19 protein-coding genes and 2 pseudogenes are annotated in these 24,811 nt (G+C 72.4%); 13 read left to right on the top strand and 8 right to left on the bottom strand.

What is annotated here, in order from left to right; all coding sequences use genetic code 11:
* Position 1: 1 nt before the first annotated feature.
* Complete coding sequence (locus tag ACIQAK_RS00765; RefSeq protein WP_366388448.1) at positions 2-910, bottom strand: PfkB family carbohydrate kinase; 909 nt, start codon at positions 908-910, stop codon at positions 2-4.
* The gene (locus ACIQAK_RS00760; protein WP_366388449.1) at positions 907-1,839 is read right to left on the bottom strand and encodes a pseudouridine-5'-phosphate glycosidase; all 933 of its coding nucleotides are present in this window, start codon (positions 1,837-1,839) and stop codon (positions 907-909) included. The genes ACIQAK_RS00765 and ACIQAK_RS00760 overlap by 4 nt, the downstream gene beginning before the upstream one ends.
* Positions 1,840-1,944: 105 nt before the next feature.
* On the opposite strand from ACIQAK_RS00760, the gene ACIQAK_RS00755 reads away from it, so the two are divergent.
* Positions 1,945-2,307 (top strand): cupin domain-containing protein, encoded by a 363-nt coding sequence (locus tag ACIQAK_RS00755; protein WP_366388450.1) that lies wholly within the window; start codon positions 1,945-1,947, stop codon positions 2,305-2,307.
* Positions 2,308-2,328: 21 nt separating this feature from the next.
* On the opposite strand, the gene ACIQAK_RS00750 is transcribed toward ACIQAK_RS00755, so the two are convergent.
* From ACIQAK_RS00750 to ACIQAK_RS00740, 3 genes and pseudogenes are all read right to left on the bottom strand, one after another.
* Positions 2,329-3,528, bottom strand: a complete 1,200-nt coding sequence (locus ACIQAK_RS00750; protein ID WP_401847765.1) for an MFS transporter — start codon at positions 3,526-3,528, stop codon at positions 2,329-2,331.
* 136 nt (positions 3,529-3,664) lie between these two features.
* Entirely contained in the window at positions 3,665-4,222 is a 558-nt protein-coding gene (locus ACIQAK_RS00745; protein ID WP_366388616.1) for a methylated-DNA--[protein]-cysteine S-methyltransferase, read from the bottom strand.
* A 57-nt stretch (positions 4,223-4,279) separates the two neighbouring features.
* Positions 4,280-4,544: pseudogene (locus tag ACIQAK_RS00740) on the bottom strand (glycerophosphodiester phosphodiesterase); the annotation flags it as partial.
* Positions 4,545-4,697: 153 nt separating this feature from the next.
* On the opposite strand from ACIQAK_RS00740, the gene uvrB reads away from it, so the two are divergent.
* From uvrB to ACIQAK_RS00720, 4 genes are all read left to right on the top strand, one after another.
* Positions 4,698-6,827, top strand: a complete 2,130-nt coding sequence (gene uvrB / locus ACIQAK_RS00735) for an excinuclease ABC subunit UvrB (protein WP_366388452.1) — start codon at positions 4,698-4,700, stop codon at positions 6,825-6,827.
* 169 nt (positions 6,828-6,996) lie between these two features.
* Positions 6,997-7,575 (top strand): TerD family protein, encoded by a 579-nt coding sequence (locus tag ACIQAK_RS00730; RefSeq protein WP_366388453.1) that lies wholly within the window; start codon positions 6,997-6,999, stop codon positions 7,573-7,575.
* Between the two features lie 119 nt (positions 7,576-7,694).
* Positions 7,695-9,791 (top strand): TerD family protein, encoded by a 2,097-nt coding sequence (locus ACIQAK_RS00725; RefSeq protein ID WP_366388454.1) that lies wholly within the window; start codon positions 7,695-7,697, stop codon positions 9,789-9,791.
* Between the two features lie 242 nt (positions 9,792-10,033).
* Positions 10,034-11,044 (top strand): TerC family protein, encoded by a 1,011-nt coding sequence (locus ACIQAK_RS00720; protein WP_366388455.1) that lies wholly within the window; start codon positions 10,034-10,036, stop codon positions 11,042-11,044.
* A gap of 173 nt (positions 11,045-11,217) precedes the next feature.
* Here the strand turns inward: ACIQAK_RS00720 and ACIQAK_RS00715 are convergent, their stop codons facing one another.
* Together ACIQAK_RS00715 and ACIQAK_RS00710 are read right to left on the bottom strand one after the other, a co-directional pair.
* Positions 11,218-11,874 carry an MBL fold metallo-hydrolase gene (locus tag ACIQAK_RS00715; RefSeq protein ID WP_366388456.1) on the bottom strand — a complete coding sequence of 219 codons (657 nt, stop codon included), beginning with the start codon at positions 11,872-11,874 and terminating at the stop codon, positions 11,218-11,220.
* A 64-nt stretch (positions 11,875-11,938) separates the two neighbouring features.
* On the bottom strand, positions 11,939-12,628 hold the full coding sequence (locus ACIQAK_RS00710) for a maleylpyruvate isomerase family mycothiol-dependent enzyme (RefSeq protein ID WP_366388457.1): 690 nt from the start codon (positions 12,626-12,628) through the stop codon (positions 11,939-11,941).
* Between the two features lie 178 nt (positions 12,629-12,806).
* Here ACIQAK_RS00710 and uvrA point away from each other — a divergent pair, with 178 nt between their 5' ends.
* Both uvrA and ACIQAK_RS00700 read left to right on the top strand, forming a co-directional pair.
* Positions 12,807-15,863: an excinuclease ABC subunit UvrA gene (gene uvrA / locus ACIQAK_RS00705; RefSeq protein WP_366388458.1), complete on the top strand. Its 3,057-nt coding sequence runs from the start codon at positions 12,807-12,809 to the stop codon at positions 15,861-15,863.
* A gap of 209 nt (positions 15,864-16,072) precedes the next feature.
* Positions 16,073-16,501 carry a Rieske (2Fe-2S) protein gene (locus ACIQAK_RS00700; protein ID WP_366388459.1) on the top strand — a complete coding sequence of 143 codons (429 nt, stop codon included), beginning with the start codon at positions 16,073-16,075 and terminating at the stop codon, positions 16,499-16,501.
* A 124-nt stretch (positions 16,502-16,625) separates the two neighbouring features.
* Here ACIQAK_RS00700 and ACIQAK_RS00695 read toward each other — a convergent pair.
* A pseudogene (locus ACIQAK_RS00695) lies at positions 16,626-17,552 on the bottom strand (hypothetical protein).
* A gap of 227 nt (positions 17,553-17,779) precedes the next feature.
* On the opposite strand from ACIQAK_RS00695, the gene ACIQAK_RS00690 reads away from it, so the two are divergent.
* The 6 genes from ACIQAK_RS00690 to whiA all read left to right on the top strand — a co-directional run bounded on the left by ACIQAK_RS00690 (position 17,780) and on the right by whiA (position 24,639).
* On the top strand, positions 17,780-18,400 hold the full coding sequence (locus tag ACIQAK_RS00690) for a papain-like cysteine protease family protein (protein WP_366388460.1): 621 nt from the start codon (positions 17,780-17,782) through the stop codon (positions 18,398-18,400).
* A 4-nt stretch (positions 18,401-18,404) separates the two neighbouring features.
* Complete coding sequence (locus ACIQAK_RS00685) at positions 18,405-19,337, top strand: hypothetical protein (protein ID WP_366388461.1); 933 nt, start codon at positions 18,405-18,407, stop codon at positions 19,335-19,337.
* Between the two features lie 148 nt (positions 19,338-19,485).
* Entirely contained in the window at positions 19,486-21,627 is a 2,142-nt protein-coding gene (gene uvrC, locus ACIQAK_RS00680; RefSeq protein WP_366388462.1) for an excinuclease ABC subunit UvrC, read from the top strand.
* A complete protein-coding gene (rapZ, locus tag ACIQAK_RS00675; RefSeq protein WP_366388463.1) occupies positions 21,624-22,628 on the top strand; it encodes an RNase adapter RapZ in 1,005 nt (334 codons plus the stop codon). The genes uvrC and rapZ overlap by 4 nt, the downstream gene beginning before the upstream one ends.
* On the top strand, positions 22,625-23,659 hold the full coding sequence (gene yvcK, locus ACIQAK_RS00670; RefSeq protein WP_366388464.1) for a uridine diphosphate-N-acetylglucosamine-binding protein YvcK: 1,035 nt from the start codon (positions 22,625-22,627) through the stop codon (positions 23,657-23,659). Before rapZ ends, yvcK begins: the two co-directional genes overlap by 4 nt.
* Positions 23,650-24,639 (top strand): DNA-binding protein WhiA, encoded by a 990-nt coding sequence (gene whiA / locus ACIQAK_RS00665; protein WP_084745309.1) that lies wholly within the window; start codon positions 23,650-23,652, stop codon positions 24,637-24,639. Before yvcK ends, whiA begins: the two co-directional genes overlap by 10 nt.
* Positions 24,640-24,811 lie beyond the last annotated feature (172 nt).

Genomic DNA, 24,811 nt, shown 5'->3' with positions numbered 1-24,811 from the left:
CTCACAGGGGCGGGCGTCCGCCCACCGCGGTGACCGCTTCGGCCCCACACCGGCAGCCCTCCAGCGCGGCGGCCTCGTCGTCCGCCCCGGCCAGCAGGGCCGCGAGGAACCCACCGGTGAACGCGTCGCCCGCCCCCGTCGAGTCGACCGGGTCGCGGACCGGCCGCGCACGGACCCACCCCGTCACCGCACCACCGGCGGCCAGCACCGCGCCCCGGCCGCCCAGGGTGACGCCGACCCGGGGGAACGTACGGCTCAACTCGGCCGCCGCCTCGCCCGGTTCGGGCAGCCCGGTCAGCAGCCGCGCCTCATCCGCGTTGGGCAGCAGCAGCTCGGCCCCCGCGGCGAACTCCAGGAACCGCTGCGGGCCCAGCTCGGCCAGGAACCCCGCCGACGCCGGGTCCACGCTCACCGGTACACCCCGTTCCCGGGCGCTACGCAGGGCGAGCTGCGCCGTGGCGCGGCTCGTGGCGGCGAACAGGAGATAGCCGGAGAGGTGCAGCCACCCCATGCCGTCCAGCATCGAGGGCGCGAAGTCGTCGGTGGCGAGCCGCAGCACGGCCCCGCTGTCGGTGAGGAACGTGCGCTCGGCGGTGGCGTCCACCAAGGCGATGACGGTCGCGGTCGCCACCTCCTCGTCCACCGCCAGCAGCGCCCGCACCCCCGCCCGCTCCAGCGCGTCCCGGTGCCAGTCGGCGTCCTCCACCCCGACCCGGGCCAGCAGCGCGACCTCCGTACACCCCGAACGCACCGCCCAGCTCGCGACATTGGCCCCCGCGCCGCCGGGCAGGCTCCGGATCCGGGCGGCGGTGTCCGTGCCGTGGGCGAGCGCGGAGCCGTGCCGGGCCACGACGTCGGTGACCACGTCCCCGACGACCAGGAGCCCGCTCCCCGCCACCGGGAGGTTCACCGTACGGCCGCTGCCGCGGCGATCCGGGCCGCGAGCCGCACGTTTGCGCGTACCGCCGCCAGGTTCGCCTCCAGCGACGCGCCCTCGGTCCGCCGCATCAGCTGGTCCAGCAGGAACGGGGTGACGCCCTGCCCGGTGATCCCGCGTTCCCGGCACGCGTCGAGCGCCTCCGCGAGCACCCGGTCGTGCAGCGCGGGGTCCAACTGGTCCTGTTCCGGTACGGGGTTGGCGACGATCAGCGCGGTCGCCGGGCCGCCCAGCGCCTCCTTCGCCCGCGCCACCCGCACGACCTCCTCGGCGCTGTGCACGGTCCAGTCGACCGGCTGTCCGGAGCTGCGCAGATAGAAGCCGGGAAAGTGCCCGGTGCCGTAGCCGACGACGGAGACGCCCAGGGTCTCCAGGCGCTGGAGCGTCGCCGGGACGTCCAGGATCGACTTCACTCCCGCGCAGACCACCGTGATCCCGGTGCGGGCGAGCAGCCGTAGATCGGCCGACTCGTCCTGGTTCTCGGACCACTCCCGGTGCACGCCCCCGAGCCCTCCGGTGGCGAAGACGCGCAGGCCCGCCCGCGCCGCCAGGAACGCGGTCGCGGAGACCGTCGTCGCGCCGCTCGCCCCGAGCGCCAGGGCGGGGGCGAGGTCGCGGTGGCCCAGCTTGCGGACCGCGGGATCTCCGGCCACGCGCTCCAACTCGTCCTTCTCCAGGCCCACATGGGCCCGCCCGTCCAGGACGGCGATGGTGGCCGGCACCGCACCGGCGGACCGGACGATTCCCTCCAGCTCGATCGCCACCCGGAGGTTGCGGGGGCGCGGCAGCCCGTGCGCGATGATCGTCGACTCCAGGGCCACGACGGGCAGCCCGCCGGTCAGGGCCGCGCGTACCTCGGCGGAGAGGACCGGTTCGTAGGAGGTGTCGATGTTCTGTGGCATGCCCCCATCCCTGTCGCGGGCGGGAGGGCCGCAAACCCCGGGGGGACGGGTTCCGGCCGGTCCTGGTGACGGGACGGCCGGAAGCGGTCGCTAGGGTGACCGGCCATGACCACATATGACCAGGCCCCCGCCTCCTTCGCCGTGCACATCCCGGACGCCGAGCTCGAACCGGAGCCGCTCGATCCGGCACAGATCGTCTCGGGCGAGCCCGTGGTGACGGGCAAGGTGCTGTGGGAGTCCGCCGACGGTACGCAGGTGCGCGGGATCTGGCAGATCACGCCGGGAGTGGTCACGGACACCGAGGCGAACGAGCTGTTCGTGGTCGTCAGCGGGCGGGCGACCGTGGCGGTCGAGGGCGGCGCGACGCTGGAGATCGGCCCGGGGGACGCCTGCGTCCTGCGCGAGGGCGACCGGACCACCTGGACGGTGCACGAGACGCTCCGCAAGGCGTACCACATCAACCTCTGAGGCTCCTGGGGCCTGGGGGATCTATCGGGTCTGCGGTGTGGGCTTCAGGCTCCGGCGCAACGCGAGCGCGGCCACCGGGAGCAGCAGGGCGGCACCGGTCGCGTTCAGTGGGCCGTACCCCCACTGGGCGACGATCACCCCGGCCGTCGCCCCGCCGACGCCGGCCGCCGCGTTCATGGTCAGGTCCGACAGGCCCTGTACGGCGGCCCGGGCGGCCTGCGGTACGGAGTCGGTGAGCAGCGCCGATCCGGCGATCATCCCGGCCGACCAGCCGAGGCCGAGCACGAACAGGCCCAGTGCGGTCTGGCCGTGCCGGGGCCCGGCGGTGCCCGCGAGCAGCGCTGCGCAGCTCAGCAGGCCGACCGCGAGACCGATCACGGAGAGCCGGCCGAACCGGTCGGCCAGCCACCCCATCACCGGCGAGAACGCGTACATGCCCGCGATGTGCCCGCTGATGACCAGCCCGATCAGCTGGAGACGGGCACCGTGCCCGCCGAGATGGACCGGGGTCATGACCATGATCGACACCATCGCGGTGTGCGACACGGTCACGGTCGCCAGGGCCAGCTTGGCCTTCGGCGACTCCCGGACGGCCACGACCCCGGCGCGCAAGGACCGCTTCCGTTCTCCCTGGGTGCTCTGCGGGGCCAGGGCGCGGGCCGTGAGCAGCGGGTCCGGGCGCAGCAGCACGGCCACGACCACTCCGGCGAGCAGGAAGGCGGCGGCGGACCAGAGGTAGGGGCCCGCGCTCTGCGGCACCGGCGTCCCGCGAAACAGCCGGCCGGCCGGAGCCGCGATGTTGGGGCCCGCCACCGAGCCGATCGTGGTGGCCCAGACGACGGTGGAGATCGCCCGGCCCCGCCGCTCCGGCCCGACCAGGTCGGCCGCCGCGAACCGGGCCTGGAGGTTGGCGGAGGACCCGGCGCCGAACGCCGCCATGCCGAGCAGCAGCAACGGGAAGCTGCGCACCACCGTGCCCAGGACCACCAGAGCGCCGCCCAGCGCGCCGATCAGATAGGCGAGCACCAGGCCCGGGCGGCGGCCGCGCGAGGTCATCAGGGCGGCCAGCGGCAGCGACAGCAGCGCCGTACCGGCGACGGACGCGGTCGGGGCCAGACCGGACAGGGCCTCGGAGCCGGTCACCTGGGTGGCCAGCATCGGGGCCAGGGCGATGCCGATGGCCACACCGAGGCCGCCGAGTATCTGGCTGACGACGAGCACGGTCGTGGTCCGGCGCTGGAGTGCGGGCAGCCCGGCGGCCGTGACCGGCGGGACGGCGGAGCGGGGGAGGGGTGGCGTCACCGGCGCAGTGTGCCATCAGGTGAACCAAGCGGTGCACCCGAACGGGTGAACCGGCCTAGAACAGCGGCTGCGGAAGCACCCCCTCCAGCGCCAGCAGCCGCCGCTTCGTCTCCAGCCCGCCCCCGAACCCCCCGAGGCCGCCGTCGCTCTCCACCACCCGGTGGCAGGGCACCACCAGCGGCAGCGGGTTGGCCCCCATGGCGGCCCCCACCGCCTGCGCCCCCTCCGGCCGGCCGACCCGCGCGGCCAGCTCCCCGTACCCGACGACCGTCCCGTACGGCACCCCGGACTCCAGCTCGCGGAACACCTCGCGGTGGAACCCGGTCGTCAGCGACCAGTCCAGCTCCAGGCCGAAGGTGTGCCGCTCGCCCGCGAAGTACGCCGCGAGCCGGCGTATCGGCTCGGCCAGCCGAGGGGAGCCGGGCGCCTCCAGCGGCTCCGCGCCGAGCCGGGTCCGCAGCCGCGCGAGCGCCGCGTCCCGTACGTCGGGGCGGGCGTGGAAGGCCACGCTCACCAGGCCGGCGGAGGTCGCGGCGAGCAGCAGCGGCCCGATACCGCTCTCCACGACGGACCACTCGACGGTCGGCTCGGTGACGCGCCGGTAGCTGTTCATGCCGACCACCGTACGACCGCCCACTGACAACGGCCCCGGCCCGAGCCCCGTGCCCCCCGCCACGCAATCGGCTCCGATCGTCGCGTACGAGGGGTTGATCCGGTCGGTGAACGCGGCGTACGACGGGAGGTCGCCCACCGCCGGGGTGCCCGGGAGACAGGACGTCCCGCTCGATGCCCGGGCAGGTCGCGGGGCTCTCGATCTCCAGGAGCAGGTTCTGCCGGTCGCGCTCCAGAAGGTTCACGAACCGGCTGAGCGTCGGTACCCGCGCCCCCGTGAACTGCTTCCCGAACCAGCCGCCCGCGTCCAGCCGCGCCACCTCGTACCCGGCCTCACCCGCCACGATCACCTGCCGGACCGAACTTCCCGCCCGCCCCATCGCCGGGCGCCGGAACCGATCGCGGCGGGGCCGGTCCGAGGCCGTTGTCAGTGCCGATCCGAGGCCGTTGTCAGTGGGTGGCCGTACGGTGGTTGCATGCGGCCCGTTTCCAAGATCGAACGTTCGGTGGCGCCCTTCGAGGTCGTCAGTCCCTACCAGCCCAGCGGCGACCAGCCCACGGCCATCGCCGACCTGGAGCGGCGCATCCGGGCAGGTGAGAAGGATGTCGTCCTGCTCGGCGCGACCGGCACCGGCAAGTCGGCCACCACCGCCTGGATGATCGAGAAGCTGCAGCGCCCCACCCTGGTGATGGCGCCGAACAAGACCCTCGCCGCGCAGCTGGCCAACGAGTTCCGCGAGCTCCTGCCGAACAACGCGGTGGAGTACTTCGTCTCGTACTACGACTACTACCAGCCCGAGGCGTACGTCCCGCAGTCGGACACCTACATCGAGAAGGACTCCTCGATCAACGAGGAGGTCGAGCGGCTGCGCCACTCGGCGACGAATTCGCTGCTCACCCGGCGTGACGTCGTCGTGGTCGCCTCCGTCTCCTGCATCTACGGCCTCGGTACGCCCCAGGAGTACGTGGACCGCATGGTCCAGCTCAAGGTCGGCGAGGAGATCGACCGGGACCAGCTGCTGCGCCGCTTCGTGGAGATGCAGTACGCGCGCAACGACCTCGCGTTCACCCGCGGCACCTTCCGGGTCCGGGGCGACACCATCGAGATCTTCCCGGTCTACGAGGAGCTCGCCGTCCGCATCGAGATGTTCGGCGACGAGATCGAGGCCCTCTCCACCCTGCACCCGCTGACCGGCGAGGTCATCAGCGAGGACCGGTCGCTGCACGTCTTCCCCGCCAGCCACTACGTGGCGGGCCCCGAGCGGCTGGAGAAGGCCGTGCGGGGCATCGAGCAGGAGCTGGAGGAGCGCCTGGCCGAGCTGGACAAGCAGGGCAAGATGCTGGAGGCCCAGCGACTGCGCATGCGCACCACGTACGACATCGAGATGCTCCGCCAGATCGGCAGCTGCTCGGGCGTCGAGAACTACTCGATGCACTTCGACGAGCGGGCCCCGGGCACCGCCCCCAACACCCTCCTCGACTACTTCCCCGAGGACTTCCTGCTCGTCCTCGACGAGTCGCACGTCACCGTGCCGCAGATCGGCGCGATGTACGAAGGGGACGCCTCCCGCAAGCGGACCCTCGTCGACCACGGTTTCCGGCTGCCTTCCGCCATGGACAACCGCCCGCTGAAGTGGGAGGAGTTCCTGAAGCGGATCGACCAGACGGTGTACCTCTCCGCCACCCCGGGGAAGTACGAGCTCTCGCGCGGCGACGGCTTCGTCGAGCAGATCATCCGCCCCACCGGCCTGGTCGACCCCGAGATCGTCGTCAAGCCCACCGAGGGTCAGATCGACGACCTGGTGCACGAGATCCGCAAGCGCACCGAGCGCGACGAGCGGGTCCTGGTCACCACCCTCACCAAGAAGATGTCGGAGGACCTCACCGACTACTTCCTGGAGCTCGGCATCCAAGTCAGGTATCTGCACAGCGACGTCGACACCCTGCGCCGCATCGAGCTGCTGCGCGAACTGCGCTCCGGCGAGTACGACGTCCTGGTCGGCATCAACCTGCTCCGTGAGGGCCTCGACCTTCCCGAGGTGTCCCTCGTGGCCATCCTCGACGCCGACAAGCAGGGCTTCCTGCGCTCCGGCACCTCGCTCATCCAGACCATCGGACGCGCCGCCCGTAACGTGTCCGGCCAGGTCCATATGTACGCGGACAAGGTCACCCCGGCGATGGCGCAGGCCATCGACGAGACGAACCGCCGCCGCGAGAAGCAGATCGCCTACAACACCGAGCGCGGCCTCGACCCGCAGCCGCTGCGCAAGAAGATCAACGACATCGTGGCGACCATCGCCCGCGAGGAGATCGACACCGAGCAGCTCCTCGGCACCGGCTACCGCCAGGGCAAGGAGGCCAAGACCCCGGTGCCGACGCTCGGCGTCAAGGCGGCCAAGGGCGGAGCGAAGAACAGGGGAGCGTCGCCCGGCGCGGTCGTCAGCGACCGTCCCGCGACCGAACTGGCCGGAATCATCGAGGAGATGACCGACCGGATGCGGGCCGCCGCCGCGGACCTGCAGTTCGAGGTCGCGGCCCGGCTGCGTGACGAGGTGGGTGAGTTGAAGAAGGAGCTGCGCCAGATGAAGGAGGCGGGTCTCGCCTGACGCGGGCGGGCGGCGCTCTACGAGGACCACACCGGGGGCCGCCACCCCCGGTGTGTTGCAAGACCGACACAAAAACGGACCGAGCCTGCTGCCCTCCCGGGGGCAGTGCGTAGGGTGCGGGGAAACCGCACATGGACGGTTGCGGGGCAACGCCGAGAGGGGACAGCGCGTGACGGTCAACATGACCAAGGGTCAGGCCATCAGCCTGCAGAAGAGCGACGGGGGGACCCTGACCGCGGTACGGATGGGGCTCGGCTGGCAGGCGGCTCCGCGCCGCGGTCTGTTCGGCTCGCGCACCCGGGAGATCGACCTGGACGCCTCGGCGGTGCTCTTCGCCGACAAGCAGCCGGTCGACGTCGTCTTCTTCCGTCACCTCGTCAGCGACGACGGCTCGGTCAAGCACACCGGCGACAACCTGGTCGGCGGCGCCGGCTCCGGCGGCGACGACGAGGCGATCCTCGTCGACCTCCAGCGCGTCCCGGTCCACATCGACCAGATCGTCTTCACGGTGAACTCCTTCACCGGGCAGACGTTCCAGGAGGTCCGCCACGCCTTCTGCCGCATCGTCGACGAGACCAACGGCCAGGAGCTCGCCCGGTACACGCTGGACGGCGGCGGCCAGTACACCGCCCAGATCATGGCGAAGGTGCACCGCGCGGGCAGCGGATGGCAGATGACCGCCCTCGGAAACCCGGCCAACGGCCGCACCTTCCAGGACCTGATGCCGTCCGTCCTGCCCCACCTGTAGGCGGACCGGACCGGGATCGGGCCGGCATCGGTCGGCGGGTGCGGCTCCCGAAGCCCCGGTCTTCGGGAGCCGCACGCGCCGATGCCGGCGCAGCACACATCGTCGAGGGGGACAGCGCAATGACGGCCGAGCTGGTCCGGGGGCAGAACCACGCCCTGCCCCAGACCCGTCTGGAGCTCCGGGTGTCGGCGGGCTCGCCCGTCGTGGCCGGTGCCACCTTCGGCGACGAGAGGGGCACGGTGCGCGGCGTCGAATGGGTCGCCCACCCCGGTCGCCACCGGCTCCCCGGCCTCGAAGTCTCCCGGCAGGCCGCCGCCGACCACCGCCTCGCCGTCGACCTGGAAGCCCTGCCCGATGAGGTGCACCGGGTCACCGTGCTCCTCGCCCTCCCGGTGGGCGTCGGCGGCCCGGCAAGGTTCGGCGCCACCGCCGCGCCCTTCGTCGCCGTCACCGGGCTCGACGGCACCGAGATCGCCACCTTCACGCTCACCGGCCTGGACGCCGAGTCGGCGGTCAGCGCCCTGGAGCTCTACCGCCGCCAGGGCGCCTGGAAGGTCCGGGCCGTCGGACAGGGGTACGCGGCCGGGCTGGCCGAGATGCTCACCGATCAGGGCCTGACCGGTGCGGCCGAGCTGGCCGCGGCCATCCAGGAGGCGGTCGCCGGGTCCCTGGCCCGCTCGGTGGCCCCGCCACCGCCCCGCACCCCCGAAGGCGACCGCGTACGACACGGCTCCGGACCGTCCGCCCACCGCCCGCCGTCCGCGCCTCGGCCCGCCGCGCACCCCCCGGCCACGCCCCGGCCCACCACCCCCGCGCCCCCGCCCACCGGCACCGGCGCCACCGCCGATGCGCTGCCCGACCCGGCCGCCACCCCCGCGCCCCCGCCCACCGGCGCCACCGCCGATGCGCTGCCCGACCCGGCCGCCACCCCCGCGCCCCCGCCCACCGGCACCGGCGCCACCGCCGGCACGGCCTCCACCCCCGCCCCCGGCGGCCCCATCGACTACGCGCACCCGCGTAGGCGGCACACCGCCCCGCCGCCGGCGCCACCCACCCCGCCCCCCGCCCAGCCCGGACAGGCCGCGCGGCCGGTGGCCGGGGACGCGACCGGCTGGTCGATGGACGAGCGCCTCTACAACCAGATCTGGGGCATGTTCGAAGACCTGGCACGGGCCGTCGCGGCCTACCGCAGCGCCGTGGACTTCGCCGAGTCCCGGATGGGCCAGGAGCTCGACCGGTCCCTGTCCGACCCGCGCGACCGGATCGGCGGCGCGGGTGACCGCGCCCGCGAGGAGGCCCGCGCCAAACGCGACGAGCTGACCGCCCGGGCCCGTGAGGTCCTCGACCGCGACCTCGCCCAGCTGGCCGCCGAGGCGGCCGTCGTCGGGCCCGCGCTGCCCGCCGCGTACGCGGGCTGGGACAACCCCGTCTGGCACGCCCACCGCATCCCGATGGAGCTGCCGATGGCCCTGCGCCTCGGTGACCTCCACCTGCCCGAGCGCTCCGACCTGCGCATCCCGCTGCTCGTCCGGCTGCCGCTGGAGCGGGGGATATGGGTGGACAGCGGGCGTACGGCCTCCGAGGCCGCCGCCCTCACGGACAGCGACCGGCTGCGCCGCCTCGCGCTGGAGACGGCCGTCCTGCACGCCGCCCGGCTGCTCGCCGTGTACCCGCCCGGTGAGTTCTCGGTGCACGTCATCGACCCGGCCGGCTCGGCGGCGGGGCCGCTGGCGCCGCTGGTCGAAGCGGACGTCCTCGCCGCGCCGCCGGCCGCCGGGCCCGGGGGAGTGGCCTCGGTCCTCGCCCACCTCACCCGCCGCGTGGACCTGGTGCAGATGGCGGTGCGGGCCGGTGCGGCCGACTCGCTCCCGCCGGACCTGGACACCGGCGAGCAGCTCCTGGTAGTCAACGACTTCCCGCACGGCTTCGACGACCGGGCCGTCACCCAGCTCCGCTACCTCGCCGACGAGGGCCCGGCGGTCGGCGTCCACCTGCTGATGGTCGCGGACCGCGAGGACGCCAGTGCGTACGGGCCGGTGCTCGACCCGCTGTGGCGTTCGCTGCTGCGGATCACCCCGGTCGCCGACAACCACCTCGCCGATCCCTGGGTCGGTCACGCCTGGACCTACGAGCCTCCGGCCACACCACCGGGCAGCCGCGTGCTGGAGCAGGTCCTCGCCGCCGTCACGGCCGCTCGCAGAGCTGCCGGCCGCTGACCCCTCACCGGCCCCGACCTGCTCATTTTGTCATTCCTTTACCTTTTTCTTTACCTATCCTTGGTGAAGCATGTACTGTTCGGTCCACGGAGGGGAGTACTCCTTACGCGACGTTCTCGTCAGTACGGACCGTGACCGGTCCCGGGGCGTCGGCCCGGCACGCATCCCGTGTGCCAGGGTGGAAGAGACCTCCGGCAGCGACGACGCTGATCAAGTAGCCGTAGCGAACTGCCGGAGGCGCAGTGGACGTTTCATGGACCGTTTGGGCCCTGACCATCCTTGGTCTGTCAGCCCTGATCGCCGTCGACTTCTTCATCGGGCGCAAGCCCCATGACGTGTCGACCAAGGAAGCCGGGATCTGGACGATCGTCTGGATCGCGCTGGCCGTCCTCTTCGGACTCGGCCTCATGGTCTTCGGCCAGGGCCAGGCCTCCGGTGAGTTCTTCGCCGGATTCATCACCGAGAAGTCGCTGAGCGTCGACAACCTCTTCGTCTTCGTCCTGATCATGGCGAAGTTCTCGGTGCCCTCGCACCTCCAGCAGCGGGTGCTGCTCATCGGTGTGCTGATCGCCCTGGTGCTCCGGGCGATCTTCATCGCCGCCGGTGCCGCCGTGATCGCCAACTTCTCGTGGGTCTTCTACATCTTCGGCGCGTTCCTGATCTACACCGCCTGGAAGCTCATCCAGGAGGCGCGGGCCGACGAGGAGGACGAGGAGTTCGAGGAGAACCGCCTCCTCAAGTCGATCGAGCACCGCTTCGGTGTCGCCGACCAGTACCACGGCACGAAGCTCTTCATCCAGAAGAACGGCAAGCGCATCATGACCCCGCTGATGGTGGTCATGCTCGCCATCGGTATGACCGACGTGCTGTTCGCGCTGGACTCGATCCCGGCCATCTTCGGCCTCACCCAGGACCCGTACATCGTCTTCACGGCCAACGCGTTCGCGCTGATGGGTCTGCGGCAGCTGTACTTCCTCATCGGTGGTCTGCTGAAGAAGCTGGTCCACCTCAGCTACGGTCTGTCGGTGATCCTCGGCTTCATCGGCGTCAAGCTGGTGCTGCACGCCCTGCACGAGTCCGGGGTGCACGTGCCTGAGATCTCCATCCCGTTCTCGCTCACCGTCATCTGCGGCGTCCTGGTGGTCACCACGATCACCAGCCTGATCGCCAACAAGAAGCAGGAGGCGGCCGAGGCCGAGGCGGCCAAGAGCGCCGGCCCGGCCGACGAGGAGACCGAGACCATCAGCAGCTGACCCCGGGCCGTCGAGGGCGGCGCAGGGACACACCGGCAGCGGCCGGGGCGGAACGGCGCGAGCCGTCCACTCCGGCCGCTGCACGTATGTGTACGCGTCCGCGAAGCGAGATGTGCGCGTCCGCGAGGCGAGATGTACGCGTCCGCGTCCGCGGGGCGAGCCGACGCCCCGGGCTACCAGCCCCGCGCGCGCCACTCGGGCAGGTGCGGCCGCTCGTCGCCGAGGGTCGTGTCGTTCCCGTGGCCCGGGTAGACCCAGGTCTCGTCCGGCAACCGGTCGAACAGCTTCGTCTCGACGTCGTGCAGCAGGCTCGCGAACGCCTCCGGGTCCTGGCGGGTGTTGCCGATCCCGCCGGGGAAGAGGCAGTCACCGGTGAACAGGTGAGGCGCCCCGTGCGGATCGTCGTAGACCAGTGCGATCGAGCCCGGCGTGTGACCGGTGAGGTGGCGGGCGGTCAGCTCCACCCGGCCCACGGTGATCGTGTCGCCGTCCTCCACGAGGACGTCCGTGGCGACCGGGATGCCCTCGGCGTCGTACCGGCCCGCGTACGTCCGGGCGCCGGTGGCCGCCACCACCTCGGCCAGCGCCTGCCAGTGGTCCCCGTGCTGATGGGTGGTGACGACCGACGCGATGCCGTCAGCGCCGATCAGCGCCAGCAGCGTGGCGGCCTCGGCCGCCGCGTCGATCAGGAGCTGCTCGCCGGTGGCCCGGCAGCGCAGCAGGTAGGCGTTGTTGTCCATGGCGCCCACGGCGACCTTGGAGATCATCAGATCCGTCAGTTCGTGCACGCTCGCCGGTCCGCCGACCTTCACCGCTCCGCTGTACGTCATGCGGTTCACCCTAATCCGTCCCCGCCGGGGCCGGACGGTGTTCCCGGCCCCGGCGGGGACCCGCCTACAGCGGCGGCAGCGCCGGCAGGGCGCCCCCGGTCACGGTCAGGGCGGAGCCGTCGCGGCGGCCGGCCAGCCAGCCCAGCAGACCGGCCGCCGTACCCCGCGCCGACACCGGTGCGCCGTCCGCCCCGCCGCCCGTGGTCCAGGCGCGGCCGCGCTCGTCGGTCAGCGTGGTGGCGGGGACGTCCGGGTGGCCGGAGAAGCGGTCGGTGAGGAAGGCGATCTCCCGCTCCGTGAACCCCTCCGGCAGGTCCTCCAGCTCGTAGCCGACGTCCAGGTCGACGTGGTGGATCTCCAGCTCGATCAGGCGGCGGAAGGGGACCCGGGACGCGGAATCCGTCACACCGTTGCGCAGGATGACCGTACGGGACCAGTCGGCCGGTTCGTCGGCCACCGCCCGGAAGCGGTCCGCGCTCGCCCGGAAATCGGCCAGCTGCTCGGCCAGGGGGCGCGGTGCGCCGGCCGCGATATCGGCGTCCCGGGTTTCGCTGCTCGCGTACATCGGCAGACCCCGGAGAACATTTCCGAGCGCGTCGGCGTTACGTGACAGGTGGGCCAGAACATGGCTCCGACTCCATCCGGGCAGCCGTGACGGCTCGGCGAGTGCGGCGTCGTCCCAGCTGCCCGCTTCGTTGAGCAGCCGATCGGTCGCTTCGCGTACAGCTCCCAGGTCATGCGCATGATCCATCATGCGGCCGAGCCTAGCTCCGCCACTCATTCGGGTGAAGGTGCCCGAGCGCGACCGTTAATCGAATGTGCGTGCTATACGCTCGGAGGAGACAAAGCTTCCCCCATCGCAGTGGCGCCCCCCCATAACCTGGACCGGGGGCTGAGTTCCCCCGTTTCTCTCTAGAAAGGTGCGGACCGGCGTGGCCGACCGTCTCATCGTCCGTGGCGCGCGCGAGCACAACCTGAAGAACGTCTCGCTCGATCTCCCCCGTGACTCCCTCATCGTCTTCACCGGGCTCTCCGGGTCGGGCAAGTCGTCCCTCGCGTTCGACACGATCTTCGCCGAGGGCCAGCGGCGCTATGTGGAGTCCCTCTCCTCGTACGCCCGGCAGTTCCTCGGCCAGATGGACAAGCCGGACGTCGATTTCATCGAGGGTCTCTCCCCTGCCGTCTCCATCGACCAGAAGTCGACCTCGCGCAACCCGCGCTCGACGGTCGGCACCATCACGGAGGTCTACGACTACCTCCGGCTGCTCTTCGCCCGGATCGGCAAGCCGCACTGCCCCGAGTGCGGGCGTCCCATCGCCCGCCAGTCGCCGCAGGCCATCGTGGACAAGGTCCTCGGCCTGCCCGAGGGCAGCCGCTTCCAGGTCCTCTCGCCCCTGGTGCGCGAGCGCAAGGGCGAGTTCGTCGACCTCTTCGCCGACCTCCAGACCAAGGGGTACAGCCGCGCCCGGGTCGACGGCACCACCATCCAGCTCTCCGAGCCGCCCACGCTCAAGAAGCAGGAGAAGCACACCATCGAGGTGGTCATCGACCGCCTCACGGTCAAGGACAGCGCCAAGCGCCGGCTCACCGACTCGGTCGAGACCGCGCTCGGCCTCTCCGGCGGCATGGTCGTCCTGGACTTCGTCGACCTCCCCGAGGACGACCCCGAGCGCGAGCGGATGTATTCGGAGCATCTCTACTGCGCTTACGACGACCTCTCCTTCGAGGAGCTGGAGCCGCGCTCCTTCTCCTTCAACTCTCCCTTCGGCGCCTGCCCCGACTGCACGGGCATCGGTACGCGCATGGAGGTCGACCCGGAGCTGATCGTTCCGGACGAGGAGAAGTCGCTCGACGAGGGGGCGATCCATCCCTGGTCGCACGGCCACACCAAGGAGTACTTCGGACGGCTGATCGGCGCGCTCTCCAAGGCGCTCGGCTTCCGTACGGACATCCCCTGGGCCGGACTGCCGCAGCGGGCCAAGAAGGCCCTGCTGTACGGCCACAAGATCCAGACCGAGGTCCGCTACCGCAACCGCTACGGGCGCGAGCGCGCCTACACCACCCCCGCCTTCGAGGGCGCCGTCCAGTTCGTCAAGCGGCGCCACACCGAGGCCGAGAGCGACTCCAGCCGGGAGCGCTTCGAGGGTTACATGCGCGAGGTGCCCTGCCCCACCTGTGAGGGCACCCGGCTGAAGCCGATCGTGCTCGCGGTGACGGTGATGGAGAGGTCCATCGCCGAGGTCGCCGCGATGTCGATCAGCGACTGCGCCGAGTTCCTCGGCCGCCTCAGGCTGAACGCCCGCGACAAGAAGATCGCCGAGCGGGTCCTCAAGGAGGTCAACGAGCGGCTGAAGTTCCTGGTCGACGTCGGCCTGGACTACCTCTCGCTGAACCGCGCGGCCGGCACCCTCTCCGGCGGCGAGGCCCAGCGCATCCGGCTGGCCACCCAGATCGGCTCCGGCCTGGTCGGCGTGCTGTACGTCCTGGACGAGCCGTCCATCGGCCTGCACCAGCGCGACAACCACCGCCTGATCGAGACCCTGGTCCGGCTCCGCGACATGGGCAACACGCTCATCGTCGTCGAGCACGACGAGGACACCATCAAGGTCGCCGACTGGGTCGTCGACATCGGCCCCGGCGCCGGTGAGCACGGCGGCAAGGTCGTCCACTCCGGCTCGCTCAAGGAGCTGCTGGCCAACAAGGAGTCGATCACCGGCCAGTACCTGGCGGGCAAGCGGGCCATCCCGACGCCGGACATCCGCCGCCCGGTCGACCCGGCCCGCAGCCTCACCGTGCACGGAGCGCGGGAGAACAATCTCCATGACATCGACGTCTCCTTCCCGCTCGGCGTGCTCACCGCCGTCACCGGCGTCTCCGGGTCCGGGAAGTCGACCCTGGTCAACGACATCCTCTACACCCACCTGGCCCGCGAGCTGAACGGCGCCAAGTCGGTCCCCGGCCGCCACACCCGGGTCGACGGCGACGACCTCGTCGACAAGGTGGTCCACGTCGACCAGTCGCCGATCGGCCGGACGCCCCGGTCCAACCCGGCGACGTACACCGGGGTCTTCGACCACGTCCGCCGGCTGTTCGCCGAGACGATGGAGGCGAAGGTGCGCGGCTATCTGCCGGGCCGCTTCTCCTTCAACGTCAAGGGCGGGCGCTGCGAGAACTGCTCCGGCGACGGCACGATCAAGATCGAGATGAACTTCCTGCCCGACGTGTACGTCCCGTGCGAGGTCTGCCACGGTGCGCGCTACAACCGGGAGACCCTGGAGGTCCACTACAAGGGCAAGTCCATCGCCGAGGTGCTGGACATGCCGATCGAGGAGGGCCTGGAGTTCTTCGAGGCCGTCCCGGCGATCGCCCGCCACCTCCGTACGCTCAACGACGTGGGCCTGGGATACGTGCGGCTCGGGCAGTCCGCGCCGACCCTCTCCGGCGGTGAGGCGCAGCGCGTCAAGCTGGCGAGCGAGCTCCAGAAGCGCTCCACCGGCCGCACGGTGTACGTCCTGGACGAGCCGACCACCGGTCTCCACTTCGAGGACATCAGCAAGCTGATCACGGTCCTCTCCGGCCTGGTCGACAAGGGCAACTCGGTGATCGTCATCGAGCACAACCTCGACGTCATCAAGACCGCCGACTGGGTCATCGACATGGGCCCCGAGGGCGGCAACGGCGGCGGTCTGGTCGTCGCGGAGGGAACCCCGGAGCAGGTCGCCTCGGTCCCCGCCAGCCACACCGGGAAGTTCCTCCAGGGGATCCTGGACGCGGACCGGATCAGCGAGGCCGCGGTGCCCTCGGCCCGGGGGACGGCTCGCAGGACCGCCGCCCGGAAGACCGCGGCGGCGAAGAAGTCCGCGGCGCCGAAGAAGGCGACGGCCACGAAGACGGCCGCCACCAAGGCCACGGCGTCCACGGCCGCGGTCAAGAAGGCGACGGCCACGAAGGCCACCGCGAAGAAGGCGACACGCGCCCGCAAGGCGTGAGCGGACGACCGTGGCCCCCTCCCGTCCCGGAGGGGGCCACGGTCGTGACCGGCCCGGTCGCGGGCCGTCCGTTCCCCGCCGGTATCGTCGGTTCCGTCACCGTGGGGAACGGGCGGCCACGGCCCTCGTCGCCTCCCGTCCGCTCGGCGACCACCCGAGCCGCCCCGCTCGACCCCGCCCCACCCCGAACAACGATCCGTGGAGTCCGCATGCCCGGTCTGCCCGCCGCCCGCCGTACCGTGCTGAAGGGCGCCGCGCTCGCCGGTGCCGCCGGGCTGGGAGCGGCCGCCTGCTCGACCGACTCCAAGCTCGGCCACGCCGAACAGCCCACCCCCACCGCTCCCGTCCCCCTCGGCGCGGCTTCCGAGGTGCCCGTCGGCGGAGCCAAGCTCTACCGCGAGCAGCGCCTCGTCGTCAGCTGCCCGGCGAAGGGTGAGTACAAGGCGTTCAGCGCCCAGTGCACCCACGGCGGCTGCGTCCTGACCAAGATCGAGGGCACCGAGGGGCACTGCCCCTGCCACGGCAGCCGCTTCGACACGACCACCGGCAAGGTCGTCCAGGGCCCCGCCACCGTGCCGCTGCCCGCCGTCCCGGTCACGGCCGAAGGCGGAAAACTCGTCGCCGGCCCGGGCGCCTGACCCCGCCACGTGGACCGGATGCCTGACCCCGCCACGTGAACCGGATGTCTGAACCCGCCGCGCGACCGGGCGCCTGACCCCGCCACGCGACCGGGCGCCTGACCCACCCCGCGTAACCCCGGGGTCAGTCCCAGTCCCAGTCGATCCCGACGAGCCCCGGCCGCACCCCCTCCTCCACCACGTGCACCGTCCGGTGCCGTCCGGTGAGCGTGAGGTCCCGGCGGGCCGCGCGCGCCGCACCCGCCGAGGACTGCTCGAAGCGGCGGCACCGGACCGGCAGCGCCGCCTCGTCGAAGCCGACCTGGAGCACGTAGTGCCCACCGCCGAAGGTGAAGCCGCGCACGTACTCGCCGCTCGCCCCGCCCGTACCGTCCTCGAAGCCGTAGCCGAAGAGGTACGTCTCACCCGACCGCAGCCGGGTGTCGAAGAGCAGCTCCGCCACCAGCACCCCCGCCTCCGCGTCCCAGCGGACCCGCCCGGTCCGGCAGTTCTCCCCGGCCCGCACCGCGATGCGCGCCGGATCACACCCCGCGTCGCCGCGGTGGATCGCCAGATAGCGGTCGATCCCGTCCCGGTGCGCGCGGACGACATGGAGCGAGGAACGCCCCGCCAGCTCGCGCCGGGCCCCGATCCGTACCCGCTCCTGGTGGTCCACGGTGTGCAGTCCGCCGTCCACCGGTGACTCCATCGCCGCCAGCAGCCGTTCCACCGCCCCCGAGGACTCCAGCAGCGAGCGGTACGAGCGCGGAGCCGGGCGCTCCCCGTCCGTACCGGAACCGTCGCCCCGCAGCAGCCGCAGCAGGGAGTCGTCCGGCAGCGCCAGCACGTCCTCCAGGGCGCGGACGGCCCGCAGCGACTCGGGGCGGCGGGGACGGCGTACGCCCTGCTGCCACTAACTCAGGCTGGTCACCCCGAGCTTGACGCCCCGGTGCGCCAGATGGTGCTGCACCCGGTGGAGCGGCAGCCCGCGCACCGAGAGGGCGGTGCGCAGGGCCAGATGGAAGGGGCCGGTGTGCAGCACCTGGGCCAGTTCTCTCTCGGTGTGCCGCATGGGGGCCTCCGGTGAACGTTCACGTGGGGGAGAGGGGACACCGCCCCCGGGAGATGCGGGGGAGCAGGTGACCGGTGTGCGCCGTTCACATGGGCGCCGTGCCGTTCACACCGTGATGTCACTCCGCATTGAAGCGTGTTGACCTGTTCCGGACAACGGTCGATGCTCCTCATCAGCGTCCGGACGCGCTCCTCCGATCCCCACCCCCCCGCCTTGGGAGGAACGCCATGCGCAACCCAAGAATCCGGCCCCGAAGGCCCGCCAGATTCCCGTTCACGGCCCTTCTGGCCGCCGCCCTCCTCGTCGTCCCCGCGGCCACCGCCACCGCCACCGAGGCCCAGTCCCCGTCCCAGGAGCGCGGAGCCGCCGCCGCCCAGCGCCTGAACATCACCATGCAGGCCCAGCAGAAGACCAACTGGTGCTGGGCGGCCGGCGGCAACACCATCGCCGCCTGGTTCGGCCGCGACTACTCCCAGAACCAGTTCTGCAACGCCGCCTTCAACCGCTCGCAGAACACCGAGTGCCCCAACTCGCAGGCCACCCTCGGCAACGTCCAGACCGGACTGTCCTGGGCCGGTGTCCGGCCCGGCAGTTACGTCACCGGCTGGCTGCGCTACCCGACCGTCCAGACCGAGATAGCCGCCCAGCGGCCCATCGAGACCCGCATCCAGTGGTCGTCCGGCGGCGGCCACATGCACGTCATCTACGGCTACGACGACGCCAACAGCTGGGTCTACTGGGGCGACCCGTGGCCCTCCAGCGACCGCTACAACTGGGCCTCGCACTCCTGGTACGTGAACAACAACCAGTTCTCCTGGACCCACTCGCTCTACCGGATCGGGGCGTGAGGACATGACCGCGACCACCCGGCGCCTCGCCGTCGCCACCGCACTCGCCGCCACCGCCCTGTGCACGGCCGCGCCGCTCGCCTCCGCCGACGAGGCGCCCGCCCCGCCCAAGCTGACCGCCGCCACGCTGGCAGCCGCCCACGAGGCGGCCTCCGCGCCGGCGACCCTGGACACCCTGTCCCGGTTCTTCGCCCGGGAGGGAGCGGTGGCCCGTACGGCGGCTGCCCCGCGCATCGAGGCGAGGACCGTGCCGGTACGCACGCTCTCCGCCGCGTTCGTCGCCGGGAAGCCGGGGGCCGCGCCGAGCACCCTGGACTACCTCGCCGCCACCGCCGTCTCCTCCGACGGCCGGAAGGCGTCCCTGTGGACCGTCCCCGGGGCCCCGGGCAGCGGCGAGTGGCAGGTGGTGAACATCGCCACCGGCGACGACGAGGCCCGCTACACCGCGCGGGGGGTCCGCGCGCTCCCCGGCGGCACGGTCTTCCGCGAACCGCAGATCGACGCCTGGTACGTCCACGACGCCTCCCGGGTGCTCCCGCTGGACGAGGACGCCACGGCGGCCGTGGGCGCGAAGGGCACCACCCTGAACGCCTACCGGGCCCGGGTGAAGGCGGCGTACGGCGACAAGCTGCCCGGCTCCGGGTACGCGACGTCGGGCAAGGCGGGAGGCTACGGCCCCGAGGCGGCGGGCGCCGGGCGGGCGGCCGGCCCGCCCCAGGCCCCGGCACCCGCTCCGGGCGCCGACCGGGCACCCGAGGCCGCTCCGGAGGCCGCTCCCGGCCCCGCGCTCGCCGACGCGGCGGGAACCCCGGACACGGCCCTGAGCGCCGTCTCCGCGGTGGCCGGCGCCGGAGCCCTGCTCGCGCTGGCCCTGTGCGGCGCCGCCGCCGTACGCCGCCGGAGCCGCACCCGGCACCACCCCGGGCCGGACGCCTGAGCGGAGCGCTCCGGGGCCCGCACGCCCCGGAGCGCTCCGGCCGGCCGCGAACCCGCGCTCCGGGACCGCCGGCACCCCCGGCGCCCCGGAGCGCACCCGTCACCCGGAGGACGACGCGCTGTCACACCCCGCAAGTAGGGTGTGAGACATGGCAGACCCCTCCAGCTACCGCCCCAGCCCGGGGCAGATCCCCGACTCCCCGGGGGTCTACAAGTTCCGCGACGAGCACCGCCGGGTGATCTACGTCGGGAAGGCCAAGAACCTCCGCCAGCGCGTGGCCAGCTACTTCCAGGACCTGGCCGGTCTCCACCCGCGTACGCGCACGATGGTCACGACCGCCGCCTCCGTCGAGTGGACGGTCGTCTCCACCGAGGTCGAGGCGCTCCAGCTGGAGTACACCTGGATCAAGGAGTTCGACCCCCGGTTCAACGTCAAGTACCGGGACGACAAGAGCTATCCCTATCTCGCCGTCACGCTGAACGAGGAGTTCCCCCGCGTCCAGGTGATGCGCGGAGCCAAGAAGAAGGGCGTGCGCTACTTCGGTCCGTACGGGCACGCCTGGGCGATCCGCGAGACGGTCGACCTGATGCTCCGCGTCTTCCCCGTCCGCACCTGCTCCGCCGGAGTCTTCAAGAACGCCGCCCGCACCGGCCGCCCCTGCCTCCTCGGCTACATCGACAAGTGCTCGGCCCCCTGCGTGGGCCGGGTCACCCCCGAGGAACACCGGGAGCTGGCCGAGGACTTCTGCGACTTCATGGCCGGGCGCACGGGCACCTACATCCGCCGCCTGGAGAAGGACATGGCGCAGGCGGCCGAGGAGATGGAGTACGAGCGCGCCGCCCGGCTCCGGGACGACGCCGGGGCCCTCAAGCGGGCCATGGAGAAGAGCGCCGTCGTCCTCGCGGACGCCACCGACGCCGACCTGATCGCCGTCGCCGAGGACGAGCTGGAGGCCGCCCTCCAGATCTTCCATGTGCGCGGCGGCCGGGTCCGCGGCCAGCGCGGCTGGGTCACCGACAAGGTCGAGGCGGTCGACACCGCCGGCCTCGTCGAGCACGCCCTCCAGCAGCTGTACGGGGAGGAGCGCGGCGAGTCCGTCCCCAAGGAGGTCCTGGTCCCAGCCCTGCCCGAGGACACCGAGGCGGTCTCCCAGTGGCTCGCCGAGCGCCGGGGCTCCCAGGTCAGCCTGCGCATCCCGCAGCGCGGCGACAAGAAGGACCTCATGGCGACGGTCCAGCGCAACGCCCAGCAGGCGCTCGGGCTGCACAAGACCAAGCGCGCCTCCGACCTGACCACCCGCTCCCGGGCGCTGGAGGAGATCGCCGAGGCGCTCGGCCTGGACACCGCCCCGCTGCGCATCGAGTGCTACGACATCTCCCACCTCCAGGGCGACGACGTGGTGGCCTCCATGGTGGTCTTCGAGGACGGCCTCGCCCGCAAGAGCGAGTACCGCCGCTTCCAGATCAGGGGCTTCGAGGGCCAGGACGACGTCCGCTCGATGCACGAGGTGATCGGTCGCCGCTTCAAGCGCTACCTCCAGGAGAAGGAGCGCACGGGGGAGTGGGAGGAGACGCCGGAGGCGACCCCCGGCGCGACCGTCCCCACCGGCCCCGCCCTCGCCGGCCCCGTCCCCACCGGCCCCGCCCTCACCGCCCCCGCCCCCACCGCCCCCGCCCTCACCGGCCCCGCCCCCACCGGCCCCGTCCCGGCCCCCGCCCTCACCGCCGCCTCCCCGGTCGACGAGATCGAGCCCCGGGAGGACGACGGGCGCCCTAAGCGGTTCGCCTATCCGCCGCAGCTCGTCGTGGTCGACGGCGGACAGCTCCAGGTCGCCGCCGCCAAGCGGGCCCTGGACGAGCTGGGGATCGACGACATCGCCGTCTGCGGCCTGGCCAAGCGCCTGGAGGAGGTCTGGCTCCCCGATGACGACGACCCCGTCGTCCTGCCCCGTTCCAGCGAGGGTCTCTACCTCCTCCAGCGCGTCCGGGACGAGGCCCACCGCTTCGCCATCACCTACCAGCGCGCCAAGCGGGCCAAGCGCATCCGCTCCAGCCCCCTGGACGACGTGGCGGGCCTCGGCGAGACCCGCAAGCAGGCCCTGATCAAGCATTTCGGCTCCGTGAAGAAGCTCCGGCAGGCGACAATCGAGGAGATCTGCGAGGTCCCCGGGATAGGGCGCAGGACGGCGGAATCGGTGGCCGTCGCCCTGGCCGCGACCGCTCCCGCGGCCCCTGCCGTGAACACGGCCACAGGAGAGATCATGGAAGAGGACGACGGGGGCACGTCATGACCGAGCCCGCCCGCCGGGCCGACCGTGCCGGCGACGACAGCGCGCGCCCCGACGACGACCAGCACGAACGAACAGACCGAGCAGACGGAGCAGACGTGAGTACGAACACCACGAACGAGACGGGCGAGGCAGTGGTGCCGGCCATCCCCGAGCTGGTGATCATCTCCGGCATGTCCGGCGCCGGGCGCAGCACCGCCGCCAAGTGTCTGGAGGACCTCGGCTGGTTCGTCGTCGACAACCTGCCGCCCGCGCTGATCCCCACCATGGTGGAGCTCGGCGCCCGCTCCCAGGGCAACGTGGCGCGGATCGCCGTCGTCGTCGACGTGCGCGGCCGGCGCTTCTTCGACAACCTCCGCGAGTCCCTCGCGGACCTGGAGGCCAAGCACGTCACCCGGCGGATCGTCTTTCTGGAGTCCTCCGACGACGCGCTGGTGCGCCGCTTCGAGTCCGTCCGCCGTCCGCACCCCCTCCAGGGTGACGGCCGCATCGTCGACGGCATCGCCGCCGAGCGCGACCTGCTGCGCGAGCTGCGCGGCGACGCCGACCTGGTCATCGACACCTCCAGCCTCAACGTGCACGAGCTGCGGGCCAAGATGGACGCCCAGTTCGCGGGCGAGTCGGAGCCGGAGCTGCGCGCCACGGTGATGTCCTTCGGCTACAAGTACGGCCTGCCCGTCGACGCCGACCTGGTCGTGGACTGCCGCTTCCTGCCCAACCCGCACTGGGTCCCGGAGCTGCGCCCCTTCACCGGGCTGAACGAGGAGGTCTCCGGCTACGTCTTCAACCAGCCGGGGGCCAAGGAGTTCCTCAACCAGTACACGGAGCTGCTCCAGCTGATCGCCGCCGGCTACCGCCGCGAGGGCAAGCGGTACGTGACCATCGCCGTGGGCTGCACGGGCGGCAAGCACCGCTCGGTCGCCATGTCGGAGAAGCTCTCGGCCCGCTTGGCCGCCGAAGGCATCGAGACCGTCCTCGTCCACCGGGACATGGGGCGAGAGTGACCGGTCGCAATCTGCGGATGCGGCGGCTGAGCCGCGCCTCGTCGGGGCTCTCCGGCCGTAAACGCGGTGGACAGCCCAAGGTCGTCGCGCTCGGCGGCGGCATGGGCCTCTCGGCGTCCCTGGCGGCGCTGCGCCGGATCACCGGCGACCTCACGGCCGTGGTCACCGTCGCCGACGACGGCGGCTCCAGCGGCCGACTGCGCGAGGAGCTGGGCGTCCTGCCGCCCGGGGACCTGCGCAAGGCGCTCGCCGCGCTCTGCGGCGACGACGACTGGGGCCGCACCTGGTCCCGGGTCATCCAGCACCGCTTCGAGTCCAAGGGCGACCTCCACGGGCACGCGGTCGGCAATCTGCTGATCGTCGCCCTCTGGGAGCAGCTCGGCGACCACGTCCAGGCCCTCGACCTGGTCGGCAGGCTGCTGGGTGCGCAGGGCCGGGTGCTGCCCATGTCCGCCGTGCCGCTGGAGCTCCAGGCGCTGGTGAAGGGCCACGACCCCGAGCTGCCGGACGCGATCGTCACCGTGCGCGGCCAGGCCACCGTGGCGCTCACCCCGGGCGAGGTGCAGTCCGTGCACGTCGTCCCGCCCGATCCGCCGGCCGTCCCGGAAGCCGTCGAGGCGGTCCTGGACGCCGACTGGGTGGTGCTCGGCCCGGGCTCCTGGTTCTCCTCGGTGATCCCGCATCTGCTGGTGCCGGAACTGCTCGACGCCCTGGTCACCACGAAGGCCCGCAAGGTCCTGTCGTTGAATCTCGCACCACAGCCCGGTGAAACAGAGGGGTTCTCACCGCAGCGTCATTTGGAGGTTTTGGGACGACACGCCCCTAAACTCGCGTTGGACGTGGTGCTGGCCGACGAGGCAGCCGTGCCCGACCGCGAATCCCTCGCCGATGCCGCCAAGCGGCTCGGAGCGGCGGTCGAGCTGGCGCCGGTGGCATCGCCCGACGGCGTTCCGGTCCATGATCAGGAGCTGTTGGCCGCCGCGTACGACCGTATTTTCCGGATGCATGGAAGGATCGGCCCATGGCGATGACGCCAGCGGTGAAGGACGAAATCTCTCGGCTTCCCGTCACCCGGACCTGTTGCAGGAAGGCGGAGGTCTCGGCGATTCTCCGGTTCGCGGGCGGGCTGCACCTGGTGAGCGGCCGGATCGTGATCGAGGCGGAGCTGGACACCGCGATGGCGGCGCGCCGGCTCAAGCGCGACATCCTCGAGATCTTCGGGCACAGCTCGGAGCTGATCGTGATGGCCCCCGGCGGGCTGCGGCGCGGTTCGCGCTATGTCGTACGGGTGGTGGCGGGCGGCGACCAGCTGGCCCGTCAGACCGGCCTGGTGGACGGCCGGGGCCGCCCCATCCGCGGGCTGCCGCCGCAGGTGGTCTCGGGGGCCACCTGCGACGCCGAGGCCGCCTGGCGCGGCGCGTTCCTCGCCCACGGCTCCCTCACCGAGCCCGGCCGCTCCTCCTCGCTGGAGGTCACCTGCCCCGGCCCCGAGGCGGCCCTCGCCCTGGTCGGCGCGGCGCGCCGGCTCTCCATCGCGGCCAAGGCCCGCGAGGTGCGTGGCGTGGACCGGGTCGTCGTCCGCGACGGCGACGCGATCGGCGCCCTGCTCACCCGGCTCGGCGCCCATGAGTCGGTGCTGGCCTGGGAGGAGCGCCGGATGCGGCGCGAGGTCCGCGCCACCGCCAACCGGCTCGCCAACTTCGACGACGCGAACCTGCGCCGCTCGGCCCGCGCGGCGGTCGCCGCCGGGGCCCGGGTGGGACGCGCGCTGGAGATCCTCGGCGAGGAGGTCCCCGAACACCTCGCGGCGGCCGGACGGCTGCGCATGGAGCACAAGCAGGCCTCGCTGGAGGAGCTGGGAGCGCTCGCCGACCCGCCGCTGACCAAGGACGCGGTCGCCGGCCGGATCCGCCGCCTGCTGGCCATGGCCGACAAGCGCGCCCAGGATCTCGGCATCCCGGGGACGGAGGCGACGCTCAGCGAGGAGCTGGCGGACGGCCTGGTCGGCTGACTCGGCCACGGCCGGGGGACGTTGGTCCCCGGCCCCCGGGACCTAGGTCCCGAAGCGTGCACGGAGGCCCGTGACCCTACTGGGGAGTACGGGCCTCCGGGCGTATGCCGGTGGCGCGTACGGGCCCTCTCGATGTCACCCCGGGGCCCTCGGAGAGGTAGGGTCGGAGGCG

This window comes from Streptomyces sp. NPDC088706 (assembly GCF_044752765.1).
Classification (GTDB): domain Bacteria; phylum Actinomycetota; class Actinomycetes; order Streptomycetales; family Streptomycetaceae; genus Streptomyces.
This window is presented reverse-complemented; position numbering and strand designations above follow the sequence as displayed.

Bases quoted from the DNA above. Each gene is read 5' to 3' on its own strand.
- ACIQAK_RS00755 (WP_366388450.1), top strand. From the start codon at position 1,945: ATGACCACATATGACCAGGCCCCCGCCTCCTTCGCCGTGCACATCCCG.
- uvrB (WP_366388452.1), top strand. From the start codon at position 4,698: ATGCGGCCCGTTTCCAAGATCGAACGTTCGGTGGCGCCCTTCGAGGTC.
- ACIQAK_RS00700 (WP_366388459.1), top strand. From the start codon at position 16,073: ATGCCCGGTCTGCCCGCCGCCCGCCGTACCGTGCTGAAGGGCGCCGCG.
- ACIQAK_RS00690 (WP_366388460.1), top strand. From the start codon at position 17,780: ATGCGCAACCCAAGAATCCGGCCCCGAAGGCCCGCCAGATTCCCGTTC.
- ACIQAK_RS00710 (WP_366388457.1), bottom strand. From the start codon at position 12,628: ATGATGGATCATGCGCATGACCTGGGAGCTGTACGCGAAGCGACCGAT.
- whiA (WP_084745309.1), top strand. From the start codon at position 23,650: ATGGCGATGACGCCAGCGGTGAAGGACGAAATCTCTCGGCTTCCCGTC.
- ACIQAK_RS00685 (WP_366388461.1), top strand. From the start codon at position 18,405: ATGACCGCGACCACCCGGCGCCTCGCCGTCGCCACCGCACTCGCCGCC.
- ACIQAK_RS00715 (WP_366388456.1), bottom strand. From the start codon at position 11,874: ATGACGTACAGCGGAGCGGTGAAGGTCGGCGGACCGGCGAGCGTGCAC.
- rapZ (WP_366388463.1), top strand. From the start codon at position 21,624: ATGACCGAGCCCGCCCGCCGGGCCGACCGTGCCGGCGACGACAGCGCG.
- uvrC (WP_366388462.1), top strand. From the start codon at position 19,486: ATGGCAGACCCCTCCAGCTACCGCCCCAGCCCGGGGCAGATCCCCGAC.
- ACIQAK_RS00745 (WP_366388616.1), bottom strand. From the start codon at position 4,222: ATGAACAGCTACCGGCGCGTCACCGAGCCGACCGTCGAGTGGTCCGTC.
- ACIQAK_RS00725 (WP_366388454.1), top strand. From the start codon at position 7,695: ATGACGGCCGAGCTGGTCCGGGGGCAGAACCACGCCCTGCCCCAGACC.
- ACIQAK_RS00760 (WP_366388449.1), bottom strand. From the start codon at position 1,839: ATGCCACAGAACATCGACACCTCCTACGAACCGGTCCTCTCCGCCGAG.